19 protein-coding genes and 1 CRISPR repeat array are annotated in these 23364 nt (G+C 37.3%); of the genes, 10 read left to right on the forward strand and 9 right to left on the reverse strand.

Annotated features, from left to right (window positions below):
- The first annotated feature begins 443 nt into the window (after positions 1 to 443).
- Genes BUC21_RS11560 through cas2 form a run of 7 tightly spaced genes read left to right on the forward strand, consistent with a single transcriptional unit; the run spans position 444 to position 8053 of the window.
- A complete protein-coding gene (locus tag BUC21_RS11560; protein ID WP_073402558.1) occupies positions 444 to 2687 on the forward strand; it encodes a CRISPR-associated helicase/endonuclease Cas3 in 2244 nt (747 codons plus the stop codon).
- Between the two features lie 21 nt (positions 2688 to 2708).
- Positions 2709 to 3419 carry a type I-C CRISPR-associated protein Cas5c gene (gene cas5c, locus BUC21_RS11565; protein WP_073402560.1) on the forward strand — a complete coding sequence of 237 codons (711 nt, stop codon included), beginning with the start codon at positions 2709 to 2711 and terminating at the stop codon, positions 3417 to 3419.
- Positions 3416 to 5158, forward strand: coding sequence for a type I-C CRISPR-associated protein Cas8c/Csd1 (gene cas8c, locus BUC21_RS11570; RefSeq protein WP_073402562.1), 1743 nt, complete (start codon positions 3416 to 3418; stop codon positions 5156 to 5158). The genes cas5c and cas8c overlap by 4 nt, the downstream gene beginning before the upstream one ends.
- 28 nt (positions 5159 to 5186) lie before the next feature.
- Positions 5187 to 6050 (forward strand): type I-C CRISPR-associated protein Cas7/Csd2, encoded by an 864-nt coding sequence (gene cas7c / locus BUC21_RS11575; protein ID WP_073402716.1) that lies wholly within the window; start codon positions 5187 to 5189, stop codon positions 6048 to 6050.
- Positions 6051 to 6063: 13 nt separating this feature from the next.
- Positions 6064 to 6732: a CRISPR-associated protein Cas4 gene (gene cas4, locus BUC21_RS11580; RefSeq protein WP_073402564.1), complete on the forward strand. Its 669-nt coding sequence runs from the start codon at positions 6064 to 6066 to the stop codon at positions 6730 to 6732.
- 2 nt (positions 6733 to 6734) lie between these two features.
- Entirely contained in the window at positions 6735 to 7760 is a 1026-nt protein-coding gene (gene cas1c, locus BUC21_RS11585; protein WP_073402566.1) for a type I-C CRISPR-associated endonuclease Cas1c, read from the forward strand.
- A 2-nt stretch (positions 7761 to 7762) separates the two neighbouring features.
- Positions 7763 to 8053 carry a CRISPR-associated endonuclease Cas2 gene (gene cas2 / locus BUC21_RS11590; RefSeq protein WP_073402568.1) on the forward strand — a complete coding sequence of 97 codons (291 nt, stop codon included), beginning with the start codon at positions 7763 to 7765 and terminating at the stop codon, positions 8051 to 8053.
- A 168-nt stretch (positions 8054 to 8221) separates the two neighbouring features.
- Positions 8222 to 10905: direct repeats of the CRISPR family, unit length 32 nt; unit sequence GTCGCACCTTGTACGGGTGCGTGGATTGAAAC.
- A 631-nt stretch (positions 10906 to 11536) separates the two neighbouring features.
- Here the strand turns inward: cas2 and clpB are convergent.
- Positions 11537 to 14125: an ATP-dependent chaperone ClpB gene (gene clpB, locus BUC21_RS11595; protein WP_073402570.1), complete on the reverse strand. Its 2589-nt coding sequence runs from the start codon at positions 14123 to 14125 to the stop codon at positions 11537 to 11539.
- 321 nt (positions 14126 to 14446) lie between these two features.
- Here clpB and BUC21_RS11600 point away from each other — a divergent pair, with 321 nt between their 5' ends.
- The 3 genes from BUC21_RS11600 (at position 14447) to BUC21_RS11610 (ending at position 16968) form a co-directional block, all read left to right on the forward strand.
- The gene (locus BUC21_RS11600; RefSeq protein ID WP_073402572.1) at positions 14447 to 15028 is read left to right on the forward strand and encodes a DUF6621 family protein; all 582 of its coding nucleotides are present in this window, start codon (positions 14447 to 14449) and stop codon (positions 15026 to 15028) included.
- Positions 15029 to 15052: 24 nt separating this feature from the next.
- On the forward strand, positions 15053 to 15949 hold the full coding sequence (locus tag BUC21_RS11605) for a LysR family transcriptional regulator (RefSeq protein ID WP_073402574.1): 897 nt from the start codon (positions 15053 to 15055) through the stop codon (positions 15947 to 15949).
- Positions 15950 to 16023: 74 nt separating this feature from the next.
- On the forward strand, positions 16024 to 16968 hold the full coding sequence (locus tag BUC21_RS11610) for a YeiH family protein (RefSeq protein ID WP_073402576.1): 945 nt from the start codon (positions 16024 to 16026) through the stop codon (positions 16966 to 16968).
- 428 nt (positions 16969 to 17396) lie between these two features.
- Here the strand turns inward: BUC21_RS11610 and BUC21_RS11615 are convergent, their stop codons facing one another.
- The 8 genes from BUC21_RS11615 to BUC21_RS11650 all read right to left on the reverse strand — a co-directional run bounded on the left by BUC21_RS11615 (position 17397) and on the right by BUC21_RS11650 (position 23319).
- Entirely contained in the window at positions 17397 to 17990 is a 594-nt protein-coding gene (locus BUC21_RS11615) for a TetR/AcrR family transcriptional regulator (protein WP_073402578.1), read from the reverse strand.
- A 512-nt stretch (positions 17991 to 18502) separates the two neighbouring features.
- The gene (locus tag BUC21_RS11620; RefSeq protein ID WP_073402580.1) at positions 18503 to 18967 is read right to left on the reverse strand and encodes a DUF4252 domain-containing protein; all 465 of its coding nucleotides are present in this window, start codon (positions 18965 to 18967) and stop codon (positions 18503 to 18505) included.
- 11 nt (positions 18968 to 18978) lie between these two features.
- Positions 18979 to 19512 (reverse strand): hypothetical protein, encoded by a 534-nt coding sequence (locus tag BUC21_RS11625; RefSeq protein WP_083547684.1) that lies wholly within the window; start codon positions 19510 to 19512, stop codon positions 18979 to 18981.
- Complete coding sequence (locus BUC21_RS11630) at positions 19509 to 20009, reverse strand: RNA polymerase sigma factor (protein ID WP_073402582.1); 501 nt, start codon at positions 20007 to 20009, stop codon at positions 19509 to 19511. Before BUC21_RS11630 ends, BUC21_RS11625 begins: the two co-directional genes overlap by 4 nt.
- Before the next feature lies 1 nt (position 20010).
- The gene (locus BUC21_RS11635; RefSeq protein WP_073402584.1) at positions 20011 to 20469 is read right to left on the reverse strand and encodes a DUF4252 domain-containing protein; all 459 of its coding nucleotides are present in this window, start codon (positions 20467 to 20469) and stop codon (positions 20011 to 20013) included.
- 236 nt (positions 20470 to 20705) lie between these two features.
- Complete coding sequence (recA, locus tag BUC21_RS11640; RefSeq protein ID WP_073402586.1) at positions 20706 to 21746, reverse strand: recombinase RecA; 1041 nt, start codon at positions 21744 to 21746, stop codon at positions 20706 to 20708.
- 31 nt (positions 21747 to 21777) lie between these two features.
- Positions 21778 to 22224, reverse strand: coding sequence for a thioredoxin-dependent thiol peroxidase (bcp, locus tag BUC21_RS11645; RefSeq protein WP_073402587.1), 447 nt, complete (start codon positions 22222 to 22224; stop codon positions 21778 to 21780).
- Positions 22225 to 22302: 78 nt separating this feature from the next.
- The gene (locus BUC21_RS11650) at positions 22303 to 23319 is read right to left on the reverse strand and encodes a radical SAM protein (RefSeq protein ID WP_073402589.1); all 1017 of its coding nucleotides are present in this window, start codon (positions 23317 to 23319) and stop codon (positions 22303 to 22305) included.
- Positions 23320 to 23364 lie beyond the last annotated feature (45 nt).

Raw genomic sequence — 23364 nt, forward strand, 5'->3', positions numbered from 1 at the left:
CATTCCTGAAACATAAATTCAATATATTTTTAACATTGTTATGCTCAATATACAAGATTTTCAATTAGTTTTTGCTGCCCACAAAGTGACTTGTTTTTAATCGCTTTTTTATACGGATTATTTACCTTAAAATTTGTTGGCGAATGGATGATGGTTTATTGGTGAATGGTTCTGCAATTGTTGGTGAATGGATTTTTTTTATTGGCGAATGGACTTTTTTTGTTGGAAGGGTGGGTTGGAGTAAATAGTGAATATTGAACAATGCTTTACGATATTATTTTATTCATTTTGGCATAATCGATATTAATAGTATATTTCTTAATATATTTTTATTATATTAATTATATTTGATTATATTTGTATGAAATAATCTAATGCTAATTTGAGGTTGTATTTTAGTATAACTCTTAAATTAATAATGAATTACATACAAAAATCAGATAATGATTAATACAAATACAACCAAAATCGAACAAGAAAACCCTGTTATTGCTCATATAAAAATAAACGATAATGGTGAATTTGAAATTCAAAAATTAGAAGAACATTTAGTAGGTACTGCAGAAATGGCTAAACAATTCTGTAAAGAAATTGATTGTTATTTATGGGGCTATCAGATTGGTATATGGCATGATATAGGGAAATATAATTCTTATTTTCAGAAATATATTAAGATTAATTCAGGCTATTTGGGCGACGAAGGCACGATGAATAAAACCGACCATTCATCGGCTGGAGCAATCTATGCGAAAGAATGTTTTCCACGAATCTGGCAACCGTTAGCTTATATTATTTCCGGCCATCATTCTGGTTTATTAAACTGGGACAATGAATTAGGTATTACAGGCGATTTACAATCTAGATTACAAAAAAAAATATCAGAGGATATAAGATTATTTCTTCCAGATAAATATAAGCAACCACTAGAGTTACCAATACCATTTGATGGAAAATTGAATGAGAAAAATATTCATTTATGGATTAGAATGATGTTTTCATGTTTAGTTGACTCAGACTACCTGGATACTGAGAGATTTATGAATCCAGACTCTTTTTATAAGCGAGGACATTATTCTTCTATCCCAGACTTGAAAAATAAGTTTGATGCCTATATGGAAAGTCTAAATGAAAGTGCCTCAAATACGTTTGTTAATACTTTAAGATCCGAAATATATTCTGCGTGTATAAATTCAGGTGAAAGTGAAAATGGATTCTTTACACTCAATGTTCCTACAGGTGGTGGTAAAACATTATCTTCAATGGGATTTTCTCTTACTCATGCAGTCAAAAATAGTAAAAAACGAATTATTGTAGTTATTCCATATACAAGTATAATTGTTCAAACAGCTCAGACTTTTCGAGATATATTTGGAGAAGAAAATGTTATTGAACATCATAGTAATTTGGATAATGATAAATGTTCTGAAGAACATAAACTAGCCATTGAAAACTGGGATGCTCCAATTATTGTGACAACTAACGTGCAATTTTTTGAATCGTTATATTCAAACAGAACATCTAGTTGTAGAAAATTGCATAACATAGCAAACAGCATTATTATATTGGATGAAGCACAAATGCTTCCTCCTGAGTTTCTAAAACCCATACTTTCAGTTTTAAATGAACTCAATAAACTTTTTAATGTATCTGTCCTTTTTACGACAGCTACTCTTCCTGTTCTTACAGGAAAGATTGGAACTGGTGAATCTACTTTCAAAGGGATAGAAGCACCTGTAACTAACATAATAAAAAATACAGATGAAATTGAGACTTGTTTAAAACGGGTATCAATAGAAATGCCCGAGAAGAATGAACAGATATCATATACTGATTTAGCTCAGGAGCTACTAAATTACAATCAAGTACTATGTATTTTAAATACACGTAATGAATGTAGTGAACTGTATAAAAGCATGCCAACTGATACGTTGCATCTGTCACGCATGATGTGCTCTGCACATATAATGAATACAATTAAAGAAATTAAAAGGAAATTGCTCAGTTCAGAGAGCGTTCGTGTTGTAAGTACCCAACTTATAGAGGCTGGAGTAGATATGGATTTTCCTGTTGTTTACAGAGTATTTGCAGGATTAGATTCAATAGCCCAGGCTGCAGGTAGGTGTAACAGAGAAGGTAAACTAAATAAAGAGGGCAAACTCGGAAAGGTAAAAGTGTTCTATTCTGAGAAAGGAGCACCTCGGGGATTTATAAGGAAAGGTGCAGATGCATTAACTGATCTGTTATATTCAAATCAATCAAATGATTATCTGTGCAGTAGCACGTTTAGAAATTATTTTATCAGGTTTTACAGCAAAATAAACTCTTTTGATAAAGCTAAGATAAAAGAGAATCTTTGGGACGGGGCACGTGAAATGAAGTTCCAGTTTGCAACTGCAGCGAATAATTTCAGGTTAATTGACGATAACGGTAAAAGTATTATTGTTTGGTATAATGAAAGTACTGAGCTAATTGACTTGCTGAAAAGAAAAGGCCCGGAACCTTGGCTGATGAGAAAACTTCAGCAGTATTCAGTAAGTGTACGTGATGCAGATTTTATTCAATTAGCAAAAGAAGGTCGCATAGAAAAGTATCATGATATATGGGTGCAGGCAGATCCTTATCTGTACAATACAAAGGTAGGCTTGGTTCGTGATAATCATTGGTTAAATGAAATATTTATAGTATAGTAACTTATTAAAATATAATATATGGAGTATTCTAATAAAGAGTTCTGTTTAGAAGTGTGGGGAGACTTTGCTTGTTTCACTCGTCCGGAAATGAAAGTTGAGCGTGTAAGTTATGATGTTATTACGCCATCATCTGCACGATCTATTTTTGAAGCAATATTTTGGAAACCAGCAATTAAATGGCAGGTTACAAAAATAGAGGTTCTTAATCCTATTAACTGGATTTCAATACGAAGAAATGAAGTAGGAGCCCTTATGAGCGAACGTGTATCTAATCTTTTTATTGAAGACAACAGGCAACAGCGAGCAGGATTATTGCTTAAGGATGTAAGATATCGTATTTATGCAGAACTGATATTTATCCGTCCAAGCGAAAGAATTCAAACAACCAGAATTGTTTCTGATGAGTTGGCTGATAAAGAAGAAAAAGAACTTTATAAGAAAGATGAAAATCCCGGTAAATACAATGCTATGTTTGAGCGAAGAGCCAGGAAGGGGCAATGTTTTAATCAACCTTATTTGGGCTGTAGAGAGTTCTCTGCAAACTTTAAACTTGTAGATACAGGCTTGTCTTTAAAAGAACCTATTAACGAATCAAGAGATATGGGATTTATGCTTTATGATATGGATTTTACCAATGTTAAAGATCCACAGGCTATGTTTTACAGAGCACAAATGCAGAATGGTGTTATAACTGTTCCACCAATAGATAGTGAGGAGGTACGCAAATGATTCTACAAGCTTTATATGAATATTATCAAAGAAAAGTTGCCGATGAAGAAAGCAATATAGCACCTCTAGGCTTTGAGAGAAAGGAAATACCTTTTATCATTGTTATTGATGAAGAAGGCAATTTTATTAATTTAGAAGATACTCGTGAAGGTGAAAATAAGAGAGCTAAACGTTTTCTGGTTTTAAAAACAAAAGGTAGACCTGGATCAAACAGCTGGCAAACAGCAAATGTATTATGGGATCATTACGGCTATGTTTTAGCTCAATCAAAAGATGAAACAGATAAGGCTATTGATAGTGCAAAAAAGCAAAATGAAACTTTTATTAAAGAAGTAAAGAATATCTCGAACAAGTTTTCTGATAATAAAAGTTTTAAAGCGATATTGAAGTTTTATGAAAATCCTGACTCTTTAGAGCTCGTAAAGGCTCATGAACTTTTTGCTGATTGTATAAAAATAGCAGGATGTAATATATCTTTCAGGATTATTTCGGAAACAGAGCTTGTAGCAGAAAATGAGGATCTTAAAAAACTTGTAACAGATTCTATAAAAGAAGATGAGGAAAATGTTTCAAAAGGAGTTTGTCTTATAACAGGCGAAAATACTTTAATAGCTAAACTACATACAGCAACCGCCATACCCGGAGGTAAAAGTGGAGCTAAGCTTGTTGGCTTTCAAAAAAAATCAGGATATGATTCCTATTACAAGGAACAAGGAATGAATGCGCCTGTTTCACTAGAGGCCGAAGATGCTTATACAACAGCTTTAAATACGCTTTTAGGAAAAGATTCTCAAAACAAAATGAGACTTAACGATATGACGATTCTGTTTTGGGCAGAGAAGGATAATGATATGGAGCATTATTTCAATGCTTTTTTTATTTCTCCACCAAAAGACGATCCTGATAAAAATATTCGGGAAATTAGGTCTTTTATGGAATCTATATATACAGGAAAATTAAATCTCGATGGTAGTACACGATTCTATATATTAGGACTTGCTCCTAATGCAGCACGTATTTCCATTCGTTTCTGGAAAGTAGGAAAGGTTAGTGATTTAGCTGGCAATATAGTTACCCATTTCAACGACTTAATGATAATTAGAAATAAAAATGATGAGAGAGAATTCTTCTCTTTATTTAATTTGCTTACGCAGGTGGCTGCTCAATTTAAAATGGATAATTTGCCTCCTAATCTGGTTAGTTCAGTTATGGTAAGTATTATAAATGGAACCCCATACCCATCTACATTACAACAGCAGTGTATTTGTAGAATACGGGCTGAACAGGAAGTTGGTTATATACGAGCTGCTATATTAAAAGCTTATATTAACAGAAAAACAAGATTTAATAAGAATATAAATGAAAAAGAAATCACTATGGCACTAGACATTGAAAACAAGAATCAAGGCTATTTGTGTGGGCGTCTTTTCGCTATCCTTGAAAAAATTCAGGAAGATGCACAACCTGGTATTAACACAACCATAAAAGACCGTTTCTATGGTGCAGCATCAAGTACACCGGTGGCTGTTTTTAGCAGACTACTTAATATGAGTAATCATCACCTGGAAAAACTAAATTCAGGTAAAAAAATCTATTACGAAAAAATAATTCAGGGAATAATGGCGGGAATTAGTAGTGATGGTTTGCCTACTAATCTTTCTCTCGACGATCAATCTCGTTTTGCTATTGGATATTATCACCAAAGGCAAGATTTGTTTATCAGTAAAAAAGAAAATTAATTTATTAAATATGGAAAGGAACAATATTATGTCAGACATTATTAAAAATCGCTACGACTTTATACTACTATTTGATGTACAGGATGGGAATCCGAATGGAGATCCCGATGCAGGTAATTTACCAAGAGTTGATGCAGAAACAGGCATGGGGCTTGTAACAGACGTTTGTTTAAAGAGAAAGGTTCGCAATTATGTTCAAATAAAAAATGAGAATAAAAAACCTTATGATATTTTTATAAAAGAAAAAGCAATATTAAATAACTTAATAAAAGAAGCTACAGAGCAGGAAATAAACAAAGGCAAGGAAAAAGGAGATAAAACCGAAAGCGCAAGAAAGTGGATGTGTGAAAACTATTATGATGTAAGAACATTTGGTGCTGTTATGACTACCGGAGAAAATGCTGGTCAAGTACGCGGCCCAATACAATTTACTTTTGCTCGCTCAATTGATCCAATTATTGCATTGGAACACAGCATTACACGTATGGCTGTTGCAACCGAAAAGGAAGCCGAGGCTCAAAATGGTGATAACCGAACTATGGGACGTAAAAGTACAGTACCTTATGGCTTATATTGTACTCATGGATTTATTTCTGCTCACTTAGCAAATCAAACAGGGTTTAATGAAAATGACTTGGATCTGTTTTGGGAAGCGTTAAAGAATATGTTTGATCAAGATCACTCTGCTGCCAGAGGAATGATGAGTACAAGAAAGCTAGTTGTGTTTAAACATAATACAGCTCTAGGAAATGCTCCAGCTCATCAGCTTTTTGATTTAGTAAAAGTGGAACGCAATGATAAAACTAAATCATCGCGTGCATTCAGCGATTATTCAGTTAAAATTGATCGTTCAAAATTACCTGAAGGGGTTGAACTAATAGAAATGGTGTAATAAATATCTGTTTATGATAGAATATGATGATGAAGACCTATTGATGCTTTCAGGAATACAGCACATAGCCTTTTGCGAAAGACAATGGGCCTTCATCCATTTGGAACAACAATGGGCAGAAAATAGATTAACCATAGAAGGACAATTCTTACATGAAAAAGTAGATGATCCTTTATACATGAACCTTAGTAGAGGTGCTGTGATTTTACGGTCGGTCTCTATTTCATCACGGATATTGGGACTTTATGGCTTTTCTGATGCGATTGAACTTTTACCATCTAAAACACAAACTAATAGCATTACATGTAAAAAATATCCGGGATATTGGTTACCTGTTCCAATTGAATATAAACATGGAAAGCCAAAGATGGATTCTATTGATGAAGTTCAGTTATGTGCACAAGCAATTTGTCTGGAAGAAATGTATTCAATTTCTATTGAAAAAGGATATTTATATTATGGTGAAATACGTCATAGAACAGAGGTGCAATTCACCAAAGAATTAAGAGAGTTAACCTTCAGATTATCAGATAGAATGCACGAATTATACAAAAATAATATTACGCCACCACCTCATTACGAAAAGAAATGTAAGGCTTGCTCATTACATGATATTTGTATGCCGGAGACTTTCTCAAAAAAAAGAAGTGTGAATTCATATTTGAAAGAAATATTAGAATAATAATGCGGAAACTATTAAATACCTTATATGTTACAACTCCCGATTCCTTCTTGTCAAAAGAAGGCGATAATGTAGTTGTGATGGTGAAAGGAACAGAAAAATTTCGAATTCCAATTTATAACATCGAAGGAATTGTGAGTTTTGGATATACAGGAGCAAGCCCTGCTCTTATGAAAATGTGTGCAGATAAAAATATTGGATTATGTTTCCTTACTGAGCATGGTGAATTTTTAGGAAGAGTATCTGGGCCAATAAAAGGTAATGTACTTCTTAGAAGACAACAATATAGAATAGCAGATGAAAAAGAGGCTTCTTTGAATCTGAGTCGCATTTTTATTGCTGGTAAGATAGCAAATTGTCGAAACGTTGTACAAAGATCGATTCGTGATCATGGAGATGAATTAAATATTCTTGATGCTGCTTCTAAAAATTTACTTTTAAAAAGTAGACAGTCATTTAATGCTATAGACTCAAATCAGTTAAGAGGCATAGAAGGAGAAGCTGCAACTTCATATTTCGGAGTATTCAATCAATTGATAAAAAACAGTGACTCTAGTTTTTATTTTGGAGGACGAACCCGTCGTCCTCCAAAAGATAATGTAAATGCATTATTATCATTTATATATATGCTTCTTGCCCATGAAGTACAATCAGCATTAGAATCAGTAGGGTTGGATCCTTATGTAGGTTTTTTGCATACAGATAGACCGGGAAGAGCAAGCCTGGCACTAGATATTATGGAAGAGTTCAGACCATATCTTGCAGATAGGCTTGTGCTTTCGCTAATTAACAGAAGACAAGTTTCAGGAAAAGGATTTGTTCAACAAGGTGAAAAAGGCATTATAATGACGGATGAAACAAAAAAAGAGATACTTTTGACGTGGCAAAAACGCAAAAAGGAAAGTATACAGCATCCTTTTTTAGGTGAAACAGTAAATATTGGTTTGTTACCATATATTCAAGCAATGCTTCTTGCAAGGTATATTCGTGGAGATATTGATAATTATCCGGTCTTTGTAATGAAATAGTTATGATGGTTTTAATAACATACGATGTGGGTACTGATTCTCCAGAAGGCAAGAAAAGGTTAAGAAAGGTAGCAAAACAGTGTGTTAATTATGGACAACGTGTACAAAATTCTGTTTTTGAATGTCTACTCGACCCTGCACAGTTTTCGGTTCTAAAACATAAGCTTGATAAGATTATAGATAAAGAGAAAGATAGCATTCGTTTTTATTTTTTAGGAAATAAATGGGAAAAGCATATAGAATATATTGGAAAACTTACTTCATTTAATATGGAAGATGAATTAATAATATGATATGCGAACCTAGAGTGATTTCGTTTTTGTAGAATAATCGCATGTGCTGAAAATGAATGCCTTAACTTAAAATTGTTATTTTTTTAGTTGTTTAATTATAGATTATTTATGTTGTTCGCATAATTGTATGTTTAACAAGCTAGTTTTTAGCTTGTTAAATGTTGTGCAGTCGCACCTTGTACGGGTGCGTGGATTGAAACTCTTATGCCAACTTTAGAAACTACATAAATCATGGTCGCACCTTGTACGGGTGCGTGGATTGAAACCAATTGACTATAAAATATCCAGTACCAGCTATTGTGTCGCACCTTGTACGGGTGCGTGGATTGAAACCTTTTATCGGATTTGTTTATATGAGCCTATATCTGTCGCACCTTGTACGGGTGCGTGGATTGAAACATGGAGTTACAGCAAGGTAACTTCTTTCGCTCGAAGTCGCACCTTGTACGGGTGCGTGGATTGAAACAGCAAAAGTATAACCTGGTTTAGTCGATGCTTTCGTCGCACCTTGTACGGGTGCGTGGATTGAAACTTAAGCCCAGTTACGATATTGGCGCCTACAGAAGTCGCACCTTGTACGGGTGCGTGGATTGAAACATAAAACCATTGGTAATCCCGAAAAGTCTTTCTTTGTCGCACCTTGTACGGGTGCGTGGATTGAAACTTATCAAGTACTATTATGCAAGTTGCAACTGATGGTCGCACCTTGTACGGGTGCGTGGATTGAAACAAAGTATCGAATACGGCCTTTTCTTCATCCGTCCGTCGCACCTTGTACGGGTGCGTGGATTGAAACCCAAAATCAACGCCAAGAAGTGCTTATACACAGCGTCGCACCTTGTACGGGTGCGTGGATTGAAACACCTTAGCTTCGAATTTGGTAAACTCTTCTATTCGTCGCACCTTGTACGGGTGCGTGGATTGAAACTTAATACTTTTGCGTTATCTTCACCAAAAGCAATGTCGCACCTTGTACGGGTGCGTGGATTGAAACTTATCGATACGGTTCAGCGTCTCACGGAACTCCTCGTCGCACCTTGTACGGGTGCGTGGATTGAAACCTGATTCTAAACCTATCTTGTAAAGATCACAAAAGCGTCGCACCTTGTACGGGTGCGTGGATTGAAACTTTTTGCCGTTCCAAATGGCGGCAGCCGTAACAGTCGCACCTTGTACGGGTGCGTGGATTGAAACAAAAGCTGAAAAGGAAATGAGACACAGAACGATTGTCGCACCTTGTACGGGTGCGTGGATTGAAACATGATTAATTTAGCATAAACGCATTCAATATTATGTCGCACCTTGTACGGGTGCGTGGATTGAAACTCAATAAACCAAACTTCATCAACCCTAACTCCTGGTCGCACCTTGTACGGGTGCGTGGATTGAAACTCTAAGGCCTGAATTATCTATCCCGGTAGCGAAAGTCGCACCTTGTACGGGTGCGTGGATTGAAACTGTATTGGCAATTGAGTGAAGTAAAAACGGAAAGTCGCACCTTGTACGGGTGCGTGGATTGAAACATTTACTACCTTTTTAGCTCAATGTATTGCGTGTGTCGCACCTTGTACGGGTGCGTGGATTGAAACAAATAAGCAAGCTACGCCCATACAGATAGCAGCAGTCGCACCTTGTACGGGTGCGTGGATTGAAACTATTTTCTCCTGGCAAACTGCTATGATAGTTGGTATGTCGCACCTTGTACGGGTGCGTGGATTGAAACTAGCTGAAATGGATAAAGAAAAAAAAGAAAACGCTAAGTCGCACCTTGTACGGGTGCGTGGATTGAAACATAAATAGTTTTAAGTCCAGCGTTTACACTATCGTCGCACCTTGTACGGGTGCGTGGATTGAAACTTGGATGAAACGCTATTGAGGTGCACCTCAATAGTCGCACCTTGTACGGGTGCGTGGATTGAAACCCGGATTTAGAACTAATGGGAAGGATGCCTATATAGGTCGCACCTTGTACGGGTGCGTGGATTGAAACACGTATATATCGTAATACTGAGGAAGAGCGTTTCCGTCGCACCTTGTACGGGTGCGTGGATTGAAACTGTGTTTCGTCATCCGTAGTATTAGATGCGTTATGTCGCACCTTGTACGGGTGCGTGGATTGAAACAATACATGGCCGTGGGGCAGAGTATGGAAAGCTTAAGTCGCACCTTGTACGGGTGCGTGGATTGAAACACTCCGTAATAGTAGAAGATGGCATAAGTTACAGTCGCACCTTGTACGGGTGCGTGGATTGAAACACCAACGATTTAACTTATACATTTTCAACAAAAGTCGCACCTTGTACGGGTGCGTGGATTGAAACTGCACTCGTATAATCACCCGTAAAGCCGGTATTGTCGCACCTTGTACGGGTGCGTGGATTGAAACATGTTCACAGGATGGCATCCACACTGCAGATGCGTCGCACCTTGTACGGGTGCGTGGATTGAAACAAGACCGATCTTATACAGATCGCAGAAGTCCATGCGTCGCACCTTGTACGGGTGCGTGGATTGAAACTCCATTAAGGTGCGCGTAATAAAATGTATAAGTAGTCGCACCTTGTACGGGTGCGTGGATTGAAACATCCAGAGCTGGAATGAATCCTCACGTTCGCCAAAGTCGCACCTTGTACGGGTGCGTGGATTGAAACCTCACCTGGCAACCGCAGATTAAGCCGGTTACTTAGTCGCACCTTGTACGGGTGCGTGGATTGAAACGCAGAGTGATGTTCGACTTTATGAACAAGCTCATTGTCGCACCTTATACGGGTGCGTGGATTGAAACAAAACAGCACGTGAGTTATTCACAGGGTCATAGTGTCGCACCTTATACGGGTGCGTGGATTGAAACTTTACTCTTACTTATGACAGTGAGCATATACCTAGTCGCATTCTTTATGGGTGTGTGAATTGAAACTCTGATCGCCAGTGGTTACTTGCTTTTAGCGATTGTCGCACCCCTCGTGAGTGCGTGAATTGAAACCTTGGTCGGAATGGGGAGGCGATAGCCCTCTTTAGTCGCACCCTTTACGGGTGTGTGGATTGAAACGCGTTTGCATTTGAGGCAACGTTGTTCGAATTCAGTCGCATCCTTTACGGGTGCGTGAATTGAAACGCAGTTAAAGCTTCTCAGATTATTGCTGATACTGGTCGTACCCCTTGCTGGTACGTGAATTGAAACAAAATGACTGATTGCTTTGCAACAAAGTTAATTAGTCGTACCCTTTACGGGTGTGTGAATTGAAACTTGCAAGAAAGTAAAGCTGTACATAGCCATACCAGAGTCGCACTTTATACAGGTGCGTGGATTGAAACAATGAGCAGGGAGAACAAACGCTTCCTCTTGATAGTCGTACTCTTTACGGGTGCATGAATTGAAACCTCAATTGGTAAAGTGCCAACACCTGATTTAAACAAAAACAAAAAGCACAGCAAAATAAAAAAAATATTCGCTGTGCTTTTATTGTTATCCTGAAACAAATCTTAATTCCTGAAAACTAATCCATCACCTAATGTGTCTACTATAATTGGTTTTTCTCTTTCAACCTCCTGCGCAAGTAACTTCTTAGACAAGTCGTTGAGCAGGTAACGCTGGATAGCTCTTTTCACCGGACGGGCACCAAACTCCGGATCGTATCCGGCTCTTGCGATGAAGTCTGTTGCGGAATCGGTTAACTCGAGCGTTACTCCGTTGCCGGCAAGCATCTTCTGGATGCCTTTTATCTGCAGACCCACGATCTGCCTGATCTCGCTCTCGGAGAGTGGAAGGAACATAATGGTTTCGTCTATACGGTTAAGGAACTCCGGACGGATGGTCTTTTTCAGCATTGACATTACTTCCTTCTTAGTTTCCTCGATGATGCGCTCTCTGTTGTCGTTGTTCAGATTCTCGAACTGACTTTGTATGTACGAGCTTCCCATGTTGGAGGTCATAATGATGATGGTATTCTTGAAGTTTACCACCCTGCCTTTGTTATCGGTCAGTCGGCCGTCATCCAGTACCTGCAGCAGGATGTTGAATACATCCGGATGTGCTTTCTCTATTTCATCGAACAGCACTACTGAGTATGGCTTGTGGCGAATGGCTTCGGTAAGCTGACCGCCTTCATCGTAACCTACGTATCCCGGAGGCGCTCCAACAAGTCGGGATACGGAATGTTTCTCCTGATACTCACTCATATCTATACGAGTCATCATTGTTTCGTCGTCGAACAGGAACTCGGCAAGGGCTTTTGCCAGCTCGGTTTTACCTACACCGGTGGTGCCCAGGAAGATGAAACTTCCGATAGGGCGCCTTGGATCTTGTAACCCGGAGCGACTTCTTCTCACTGCATCGGCCACTGCCTCGATGGCTTCGTCCTGACCAATTACCCGCTTGTGGAGCTCATCTTCCAGGTGAAGCAGTTTCTCTGATTCACTCTTCAGCATCTTCTTAACCGGAATACCGGTCCAGCGTGATACTACATCGGCAATGTCTTCGGCTTCTACCTCTTCCTTTATCATGGCACTGCCGCCTTGCATTTGACGCAGCTCTTTTTGAGTAGCCTCAATGTCGGTATTCAATGCCTGAAGCTTGCCGTATCTTATCTCGGCTACTTTGCCATAATCGCCTTCGCGCTCGGCTTTCTCGGCTTCGAACTTCAGGTTTTCTATCTCAACCTTATCTTGCTGAATCTTCTCTACCAGGGTTTTTTCACTTTGCCATTTGGCTTTGAATGAATTTTCCTGTTCCTTGAGTTCGGCAATCTCCTTGTTGAGCAGTTGAAGTTTGTCTTCGTCCTTTTCACGTTTGATGGCTTCGCGCTCAATTTCCAGCTGTTTGATTTTACGGCTTATCTCATCAAGCTCCTCGGGCACGGAGTTTACCTCCATACGCAACTTCGCAGCAGCTTCGTCCATAAGGTCGATGGCCTTGTCCGGAAGGAAACGGTTGGTGATGTAGCGGTTTGAAAGTTCTACGGCAGCTATGATAGCATCGTCTTTAATACGCACGTGATGGTGATTCTCATAGCGCTCTTTCAGTCCACGAAGGATTGAAATGGTGCTTAGAATATCGGGCTCATCTACCTGTACTACCTGGAATCTTCTCTCCAGCGCTTTATCTTTCTCGAAATACTTCTGATACTCATTGTAAGTCGTGGCTCCGATAGAACGTAACTCACCACGGGCTAGGGCAGGCTTTAGTATGTTTGCCGCATCCATTGCACCTTCTCCCTTACCGGCACCCACAAGCGTGTGAATCTCGTCGATGAAAAGGATAATGTTTCCGTCGGATTTTATCACTTCGTTGATTACCGATTTCAGTCGTTCCTCGAATTCTCCTTTATACTTGGCTCCGGCCACCAGGGCACCCATGTCTAGCGAATAAATCTGTTTGTCTTTCAGATTCTCGGGCACGTCGCCCCGAAGAATACGATGCGCCAAGCCTTCAACAATAGCTGTTTTACCGGTACCCGGTTCGCCGATAAGTATCGGGTTGTTCTTGGTACGCCGGCTAAGGATTTGCAGTACTCTACGAATCTCTTCATCACGACCAATTACAGGATCGAGCTTACCTGTACGGGCTTCTTCGTTAAGGTTAATGGCATATTTGTTTAATGACTGATATGTGTCCTCGCTGGTTTGTGAGGTAACCTTTTCGCCTTTACGCAATTCGTTAATGGCTGCACGAAGTTCCTTTTCGTTCATTCCGGCATCCTTCAAAATATTTGCAACGGTACTTTTTACCGTAAGTAGAGCCAGCAACAGATGTTCCAGAGAAACAAACTCGTCGCCCATCTCTTTAGAATACTGAGTAGCTTTTTGGAAGACCTCATTAGTTTCCCTGCCCAGGTATGGTTCGCCACCGGTTACCTTAGGGAAAGAATCGATCTGCTTGTCGAGCACGAGCGCTATCTGCTGCCCGTTCATTCCCAGTTTCTGGAAGATAAAATTGGTTACATTTTCGCCAACCTTCATCACTCCATGCAGCACATGTGCGGTTTCAATTGTTTGCTGACCGCGACTCTGTGCCAGGTTTACGGCCTCCTGAACCGCTTCCTGTGATTTAATTGTAAAATTGTTGAAGTTCATATATTTATGTCTCCTATTGAAATTTCTGCTTTTAATAACTAACACCTAAGAAGCACCAAAAGATTTGCCAATATTCTTTTTACTTATATTGTAGACACATTTGCTTTACAGTGAAGACAATTTGACATTTTAAGTTTGTTTCAGTGTGACAATCTGTCTTTATTCTGCATTCTTTTAGTGTGGATATTAGAATCATATTCTAAGAATAGGAAGCAATTTATACCGGGTTCATTTAGTGGAATCACCCAAAATAACTTCTGAAATGATATATTCAATTAATAATTTAATAGTATCTTTATCCCATTAAACAAAGAAAAACCCATGGAAGAAGAAATAAAAATGGCTGAAACAGTGATGCTGATTGATGCATCCTTTCTAAACTTCGTAACCGAAGATATTAAAAAGAATTTTGAAAGAATGCTGAACAGAGAGCTGCAAGAAATGGATCTTTCTCATCTGTTTACTTATCTTGCTCTGGATGCAGGTATTGTTGAAGGACAAAATGAAATTCAGATATTTTTTATATACGATAAGAATTCGGCTCAGCTGGTACATGCTCAGCCATCCGATTTGGAACAGGAACTGAACAGTGTGGCTTTCAGTAATGAGTTTGGCGAGTTCTGCTTTAATACTTTCCAACCTGAAGATATGGCTTCTCGCGAAGATCTGTTTTTAGAGTCGATGAAAGTTGTTGCTGATGCTAAGGGTGTGAAAAGAATGATAGTTCTTTCTTTTAATGAGGAATATGGTGATAAGGTAAATGATATTCTTAAAGACGTAAAAGAAAGGGAAATAATTCAATTCCGCATGAATGAACCTGAAGACGATATTAATTATCGCTGGGAAATGCTTGCTTATCCGGTTATGCAGGCTTTGGGTATTCGTGGAGATGAGTTGCAATAATAATTAGAAAATAGTTCCGGTTCTATGTCCGACTTCCGACTAAAGGTATTTCTGTGTGTGGCGCGAAATCTTAGTTTTACTAAGGCTTCGCGAGAGCTGTTTATTACTCAGCCTGCCATAACTAAGCATATACAAGAACTGGAGAGCCTTTATAAAACCCGTCTTTTTGAACGGTTAGGAAATAAAATATCCTTGACTCCCGCTGGTGAGTTATTGATGGAGCATAGTGAACGGATTCTTGATGATTACAAACGGCTGGATTATGAAATGCATCTGCTGCATAACGAATGCTCGGGAGAACTCCGTCTGGGGGCAAGCACTACGATATCGCAATATGTATTGCCTCCGTTCCTGGCTCGATTTATTGAAAAGTTTCCTCATGTATCCTTGTCGTTGCTCAATGGCAATTCTCGTGATGTGGAAAATGCGTTGCTGGAGCATCGTATAGATGTAGGTATGGTGGAGGGAATTATCCGTTTGCCCAACCTGAAATATGCTACTTTCCAGAAAGATGAATTGGTTGCAGTGGTGCACACTCGCAGCAAGTTGGCGAAGCTTGATGAGATATCTGTATACGATCTTTATAATATTCCTCTGGTATTGAGGGAAAGAGGATCGGGCACACTGGATGTGTTAGAAACGGCTTTGCTGGCTAATAACATCAGATTATCAGATCTTAATGTTCGTATGTATCTTGGCAGTACGGAGAGCATCAAGTTGTTTCTCGAGAACTCGGAATGTATGGGAATTGTTTCCGTAAGGTCTATTGCTCGTGAACTGGCTGCAGGACTATTTAAAGTGATAGATATACGTTATCTGGAAATGCAACGGGAATTCTCCTTTGCCCGTTTGCAGGGAGAGGAGAGTGGACTGTCTCAGGTATTTATGCAATTTGCGGCTCATTATAATAAGAAGTTATAAGGCATTAAAAAAAACGATTGGCACCTTTCGTTTATATACTGTACTTTTGCATCATAATAATTAAGTTATAGAATATGGATGCACTTGTTAAGTTTTTGAAGGATAACAATAAGGTTATCTATGTAGCACTGCTTGTTTTTTGTTTTTTACCATTCGTAACTCCTCCTGTAGCTTTATTGACAGGTTTGGTTTTTGCATTGGTCTGTGGTAAGGCTTTTCCTAAGTTCAATAAACAATCGTCAAAGTATCTTTTGCAGTTTTCAGTGGTAGGTCTGGGTTTTGGCATGAATCTTCATCAGGCTATAGCTTCTGGAAAAGATGGGATGATATTTACTATTATATCTGTTGTAGGTACATTACTCTTGGGAACCTTTATTGCCAGACGGATGAGGGTTGACAAGAAAACCGGTTATCTTATCAGCTCGGGAACTGCTATTTGCGGAGGAAGTGCTATAGCGGCAGTGGCTCCGGTTATAAAAGCAGATGACGGACAGATTTCGGTTTCGTTGGGTACGGTATTTATTCTGAATGCGATAGCTCTTTTCCTTTTTCCGGTACTGGGTCATTTATTAGGTCTTACACAGCATCAGTTTGGTTTATGGTCGGCCATTGCTATTCATGACACAAGTTCTGTGGTTGGAGCGGGTGCTGCTTATGGTCAGGAAGCATTGCAAGTAGCTACTACAGTGAAATTAACAAGAGCTTTGTGGATTATCCCAGTATCTATTGTTACTTCTTTTATCTTTAAAAGTAAGTCCGAAAAGATGTATACTCCATGGTTTATTTTCTTTTTTATTCTGGCTATGCTTGCTAATACATTCTTCTCTTTACCGGCAGCTCTCACTACAAGTCTGGTGTGGCTGGCTAGGAAAGGATTAACATTGACTCTTTTCTTTATTGGTGCATCACTTTCAAGAGATGTATTAAAGAGCGTAGGCTTTCGTCCGATGCTTCAAGGTGTTTTCCTTTGGATTGTGATAAGTATTTCTTCTTTGACCTATATTCTTTTTGTAGGGTAGATTGCTTGTTTACATTACATATAGATATGATTCATTCTTATTTAATAGAACTTTAGTTTATAGAATGAAAAAAGGTTATCATCGCGATAACCTTTTTCACCCTAACCATTTTTATCAATGTAATGAGTAAAATTTACTCAGTTTTCTCTTTTTTATTCTATGCAAAGATAATTATACCAACTGTACGGTATGTTAAATCTATCTTTTTTAACACAAATAAAATGAATATTTATATATTTTCTACATAATATATATTCTTTTTCACAAGAAAAGGTCGACTTCAATAATGGAGGGAATATGAATATTATTTTTAATTCATTATTAGTGCAGATAAATAAGAAGCAATGCAGAATATTTGCAGCACATTTTGGGCAAATAATTATTGGGCGGAAAGGTATTTAAAATAAGATTAAGCTTGATTTTTGTGTTTATGCTTTAATCTCATTATAGTATTTTATAAATATATCTTTCAAGAGGGTAGTGTCCAGCCCGTTCTTTAAACACATTTCAAATGATAGTCCCGAATAGATATATCTGAAATGCATAGCAACATAATCAACATCGTATTCCGGTCTAATCTCTCCCGATTTTAGTGCGTTGCTGATGACTCTTTTCCACAATTCCAGTTCACTGTCGAAGACTTTAGCTATAAGTGTACCGAAATCAGGATAGTATTGTATTGCCTGAAATATAAGATTAAAATAACATCTGCTCAGATTCTTAACACCACAAGACTCTATTGATTTCATAGTTCTATTGATTCCTTCAATATAGAAATCTATAAAGTTAATAAGACTGGAATCTTTAAATGCTGCAAATTTGGTTTCAATATTATGAGGAGATAAAACGTATCTATCAACAACTTTTATAAAAAGTTCTTCCTTATTTTTCATGTAGTAAAAGATGGCTCCACGACTTAATCCTAGGGCTTTTTCCAAATCTGCGATTGTGACTTTCTCGAAGTTTTTAGTGAGAAAAAGTTTGAATGCACCAAATAGTATTTTGTCTTCTGTATCTTTCACGTGTTATTACAGGTAAATAATGTGGATAAAAGTAGATACAATTTATTAATTAGTAACTCTTTTCGTAGGTGCTATTATTGTTATTTAACAATATTAACATCCTTCGTTTGCATAGCTGTCTATTTAGACTTATCTGTAGTGAATGGAAAATACAATAAGTTGACTGTTTAAAATGCAAAATAGGATTGGGATTCAGACTCTCGACTAGATTCTAATTTGAATTGTTGTTCACACAAAAGAACGGATTGTTTTGCAAACTCAGATAAATGAGCAGAAGAAAATGGATAAAAAAATGGGATTGTCCCGGTTAAGAACAATCCCATTAAGAATAACCCCATTGAAAACTTAATTAAGCTATTTGTCTGTAGTATATTTGAAATATTCAATAATTAATAATAGAGGGTATTTGATTTTTCTTCCCAGAACATCATCTTTTTCTTCCAGAATATCATTTTTTTCTTTCAGATAATGTATCGGTGGGAGTTTATTTCTCTATTGATTCTAGAAGATCTTTACTTTTTGCCTTTGGTAATATTCTGAATATCCTGAAGCGTCATATCACCGGTAATCAGTATAAATACAAACTCAGGTTTTTCATCTACAAACATTACCAGTTCGCCAATTTTGTTATTCGGTTTCTTTTTAATGTAAAAAGTAACATGAGAACCTTCTTCTCTTACACGCATTAGCTCTTCATATCTTTTATTACTGGCATAATTACGGATCTCGCCTTTCATCATATTTGAAATAGAAGCTTTTTCACTGGTCAATATTACTATTGACTCAAGTTTTCCTGCAATTCCACCTATATCCAGTCCTTCAGTTTTCATATTAGGCATCATCTGAAGCATAGTCTTAGATATAAAAACGGAAGTTACTCCATCCATATCGGCATATTTGTCGATGAGTTTATTCTGCGCAAATGTAATGCTGGTGCAGCACATTAATATTGCAAATAATACATGTTTTATTTTCATCGCTATATTTATTATTGACTGATTTGTTTATTAATAATTTCATTCACTTTATTCATATCTTCCTGGGCACTTTCTAATTGAGAAACTCCTTTATTCAGATTGTTGGAGACCAATAGTAATGCCTTTTGAGCTTCTTTGTAAGCATCCTGAGGATTTGAATAAGTATCTGCTAGTACCGGCTTTGGCTGTTCAAGATATGGATAGATTCCTATACTCAGGATTAAACATATACTTGCTGCTATACCGCTTATCAATTGCCAGTTTATTATTCTTCTTTCCAGACGAGGCTTTTTTATTTTCTCTTTTTCTTCCCACGTGTCGATAAGAAGACTTAATTTCTTTTCTAAATGAGCCGGAACCTCAATATCGTTGTCTATATCTTTACAACTGCTGTACATCTCCAGAAACAGCTCTTTTTCTGCCAGTAAATGAGGAGGCACTTCCTGAGTCTCAAAAAAATGCATAATTTCCTTTTCCTGGTCAACCGATGTTTTACCTTCATAAAAATCGGCTATTAATTTCTCTATTTCAAAGATTGTCATCATTGTCTCAATATATTAAATTGTTCGCGTATCGTTTTTCTGGCTCTTGATATCAGAACTCTTATGTTGATGGCATTAAGTCCGGTTATCTGTTCTATCTCTTCAATAGAACATTCGCTCAGATGTCTTAATTTCATCACCTCCTGTTGCTTTCCCGGCAATTGTGTGATGAGCTGTTTTACACAGTTTAGCTCGTCTTTAATTTCTATCTCGTTAATCAGAGATGTTTCATTTGATTTACTTACCACTTCTATATCCTGAGTCTCGCTCTCATTTTTAGTTGAGCGAAGATAATCAAAACATATATTTTTAAGTAATATAACGCTAAATGATTCCGGATTTCTGATTTCTGCGAGCTCTTCCCGTTTATTCCATAGCTTTAGATACGCTTCTTGTACCATATCTTCCGCATCGCACTGGTTTCCCAAAAGCTTATAGGCAATCCTGTAAAGCTTTTGATGATGTGGAAGATATTGTTTTTTGAAGCTTTCGGCATCCATGTCATTGCTTATTAGTAAGTTTGGATATATCCGATTTATTAAATTTACCTTTAATCTTAACTAAAGCAGCTTCTTTGCCGGTTGTAACAACTACCAATTCGCTGATGTCTTCGTTGTTCATCTTAACCAATACTCTTACATTTTCGCCGTTTTCATTTGAGCGAACTAATGTTTCATATCCTTCAGCATTCAAGGTTTTTACCATTTCGGCAAATTTATCTTTAATCTCTGATGAACATTTGCTCAGATCAAGTACCTGTAAAGAGTCGATGTCTTTTACTCCGCCCAAATCATCACCTTTAGAAAAAGATTTTGCCAGCGTCATCATAGACTTATCTAATTTTACATTCTCAACGTTAGGTGCATCAGAAAACTCTTTAAACAACTTTTCTATATTCTGGCCAAGGCTCAATTGAGCTACCAGGAAAAGTGAGATACACAAAAAATACTTCTTTACCATAATTCTGTAGATTTTTAGATGATTACTTTGTACTAATTAACGCGTTATCGATGTAAATACATTAATTAGACGTAACGAAACAGAATGTTGTTACAAATAAAATAAAAAAAAGAGCGAAAAGAAAAGATTTTTATTTCTTTCCTCTTCGCTCCTCAATATTTTTCTGAATATATTATGCTTTATTCTATCTTCAGATTGCTGGTCATCTTTTGATTTATCTATATTTTCGGAATATATTATGCTTTATTCTCTTTCAGCTTTTCAAAGATTAAGCCTTCCAGTTCGTCGGCTAGTTCAGGATTATCATTGACAACCTGTTTTGCACCGTCTCTTCCCTGAGCAAGCTTAGTATCATTGTAGCTATACCATGAACCGCTCTTCTTGATAATACCAAGTTCGGCACCAAGGTCGATTATTTCTCCTGAACGAGAGATACCTTCGCCAAACATGATATCGAACTCTGCTTTGCGGAAAGGAGGAGCAACCTTGTTCTTTACAATCTTCACGCGAGTTTGGTTACCAATTACTTCATCACCATCTTTTAGTTGGCTGGTACGACGGATATCCAAACGTACAGAAGCATAAAACTTCAATGCGTTACCACCGGTTGTAGTTTCAGGGTTACCAAACATAACACCAATCTTTTCACGCAACTGGTTGATGAAGATACAAGTTGTTTTTGTCTTGCTGATAGTAGCAGTTAGCTTACGTAAAGCCTGAGACATTAAACGAGCCTGAAGTCCTAACTTGTTTTCTCCCATGTCGCCTTCTATTTCGGCTTTTGGAGTAAGTGCAGCAACAGAGTCGATAACAACAATATCAACAGCAGATGAACGGATAAGCTGATCTGCAATTTCCAAAGCCTGTTCACCGTTATCAGGTTGTGAAATTAAAAGGTTATCAATATCTACACCCAGTTTCGCAGCATAGAAGCGGTCGAAAGCATGCTCTGCATCAATGATTGCAGCAATACCTCCGGCTTTCTGAGCCTGAGCAATAGCATGGATTGCAAGTGTTGTTTTACCAGAAGATTCAGGACCATAGATTTCAATAACTCTTCCTTTAGGATATCCACCAACTCCTAATGCTACATTTAACGCAATAGAACCGGTAGGGATTACTTCTACTTCCTGCACATTATCATCGCCGAGTTTCATGATAGAACCTTTGCCGTAGCTTTTTTCTATCTTATCCATGGCAGCCTGTAAGGCTTTTAATTTTTCGCTTGATGCCATATTTGTTTCAAAATTTAATTCATCGCTTTCTTTCTTTGCCATAAATTAGTTAAAAGTTTTACTTGTTTATACTTTATAAAATTTGTTGAGCATGATTCTTTGTGCTCACTTCTTTAGGTGTAATAATGCGCTCAATAATTCCTTCTTCATTAATAATAAAGGTGGTTCTTAATGTTCCCATGTACGATCTGCCATACATTTTCTTTTCGGCCCATACACCAAATTGTTCTACCAGTTTCTTTTCTGTGTCGGCTATCAAAGTAAATGGAAGCTCGTTCTTTTGGATAAATTTCTGATGAGATTTCTCATCGTCTACGCTTACACCAATTACTTCATATCCGGCTTTTCTTAGTTCGGTATAATTATCTCTGAGGCTGCAAGCCTGAGCTGTACATCCCGAAGTATTATCTTTTGGATAGAAGTATAATACCACTTTTTTCCCTCTGTAATTGCTAAGGCTAATTTCTTCGCCTTTTTCGTTTATTCCCAGTATATCAGGGGCTTTATCTCCTACATTCATAATTCTTAATTGTTAGATTTAATGTTTACAAAGATAAAAATAAAAAGTTAAGTACGGCAATAATTGTTGCAAATCTGCTTACTTAATAGAATAATTCAATTTGGTTGTAACATCTTTTTTTCCCTTTTTTGGTGTTATAAAGATGCTTTTAAATAATTGCAGACTTACTCTTTTTCGTTTAGAGTAAGATTCAAAATTATCGCTCTTGTAGTCAAAGTCTTTTTGCCAACATGTAGTAGGGGAAACATAACAGTAGGTAGCTTCCTCAATTGAATTATCAGATTCTTTTGCCTTTTCGGCTACGAGAATGTTTTTCTTAGAAGGAGCTATACATATAATGCCTTTTCTTTTGCATTCATTAATTATTGGCGCAATTATACATTCGTAGTTGTCAACAATTGTTTGGGTAGAAAAATTGTTATAAACAGAATTACCTATTTTTTGGATGGGCCTTAATTGAATGATATCTAAAGGAACTTTGTTGAACAGATTATTGAACTCAACTAAATCAAATAAATTATCCTGGTTAATTGTATAATTAATCCGCAACTTAAGATCGGGATATGTATGCTTTACTTCGGCAATATTTTTAAGTAGTTCAGGGATATGTTCAAATTTGCCATTAGTCATGAAGAAATCGTAGGTCTCTTTCTTAAGACCATGCAAGGATAACGTGATCTCATTTAATCCCGCTTCGGCATATTTGTTTAGGAGTTCTTTGGTTATAAGAGCTCCGTTTGTAGTTATTGAAATATATGGAATGTGATGTTGCTTTCCCAAAGATATAATTCTCAGTATACCTTTGTATAAGGTAGGTTCGGCTCCACAACCAATTTGCAGTTTTAGTGCCCGGTGAAATATTGAATCAGCAATCAATTCAATATCTTCAATATCTATCTTTTGGTGTCCTTTTGTTTTTGATTCGGAATCGCTGAAATAGCACATCCGGCATCGGAAATTACATGCAATGACAGGGTCTAGAAAAATTCCTATATATCTTTTGTTGAAGATATGTAGAAGATAAATTCCTAGTAATTTAATCCTTCTATTCTTAATTTTGCCAAACAGGCTTAAAAGGTGATAGACGTTTTTCATGCATATAGATAAAAGAAGAGGGAAATAATATTATTTCCCTCCAAA

The organism is Bacteroides luti (genome assembly GCF_900128905.1).
Lineage (GTDB): Bacteria > Bacteroidota > Bacteroidia > Bacteroidales > Bacteroidaceae > Bacteroides > Bacteroides luti.

Coding starts and splice junctions, on each gene's coding strand:
- BUC21_RS11560 (WP_073402558.1), top strand. CDS start 444: ATGATTAATACAAATACAACCAAAATCGAACAAGAAAACCCTGTTATT.
- cas5c (WP_073402560.1), top strand. CDS start 2,709: ATGGAGTATTCTAATAAAGAGTTCTGTTTAGAAGTGTGGGGAGACTTT.
- cas8c (WP_073402562.1), top strand. CDS start 3,416: ATGATTCTACAAGCTTTATATGAATATTATCAAAGAAAAGTTGCCGAT.
- cas7c (WP_073402716.1), top strand. CDS start 5,187: ATGTCAGACATTATTAAAAATCGCTACGACTTTATACTACTATTTGAT.
- cas4 (WP_073402564.1), top strand. CDS start 6,064: ATGATAGAATATGATGATGAAGACCTATTGATGCTTTCAGGAATACAG.
- cas1c (WP_073402566.1), top strand. CDS start 6,735: ATGCGGAAACTATTAAATACCTTATATGTTACAACTCCCGATTCCTTC.
- cas2 (WP_073402568.1), top strand. CDS start 7,763: ATGATGGTTTTAATAACATACGATGTGGGTACTGATTCTCCAGAAGGC.
- clpB (WP_073402570.1), bottom strand. CDS start 14,125: ATGAACTTCAACAATTTTACAATTAAATCACAGGAAGCGGTTCAGGAG.
- BUC21_RS11600 (WP_073402572.1), top strand. CDS start 14,447: ATGGAAGAAGAAATAAAAATGGCTGAAACAGTGATGCTGATTGATGCA.
- BUC21_RS11605 (WP_073402574.1), top strand. CDS start 15,053: ATGTCCGACTTCCGACTAAAGGTATTTCTGTGTGTGGCGCGAAATCTT.
- BUC21_RS11610 (WP_073402576.1), top strand. CDS start 16,024: ATGGATGCACTTGTTAAGTTTTTGAAGGATAACAATAAGGTTATCTAT.
- BUC21_RS11620 (WP_073402580.1), bottom strand. CDS start 18,967: ATGAAAATAAAACATGTATTATTTGCAATATTAATGTGCTGCACCAGC.
- BUC21_RS11625 (WP_083547684.1), bottom strand. CDS start 19,512: ATGATGACAATCTTTGAAATAGAGAAATTAATAGCCGATTTTTATGAA.
- BUC21_RS11630 (WP_073402582.1), bottom strand. CDS start 20,009: ATGGATGCCGAAAGCTTCAAAAAACAATATCTTCCACATCATCAAAAG.
- BUC21_RS11635 (WP_073402584.1), bottom strand. CDS start 20,469: ATGGTAAAGAAGTATTTTTTGTGTATCTCACTTTTCCTGGTAGCTCAA.
- recA (WP_073402586.1), bottom strand. CDS start 21,746: ATGGCAAAGAAAGAAAGCGATGAATTAAATTTTGAAACAAATATGGCA.
- bcp (WP_073402587.1), bottom strand. CDS start 22,224: ATGAATGTAGGAGATAAAGCCCCTGATATACTGGGAATAAACGAAAAA.
- BUC21_RS11650 (WP_073402589.1), bottom strand. CDS start 23,319: ATGAAAAACGTCTATCACCTTTTAAGCCTGTTTGGCAAAATTAAGAAT.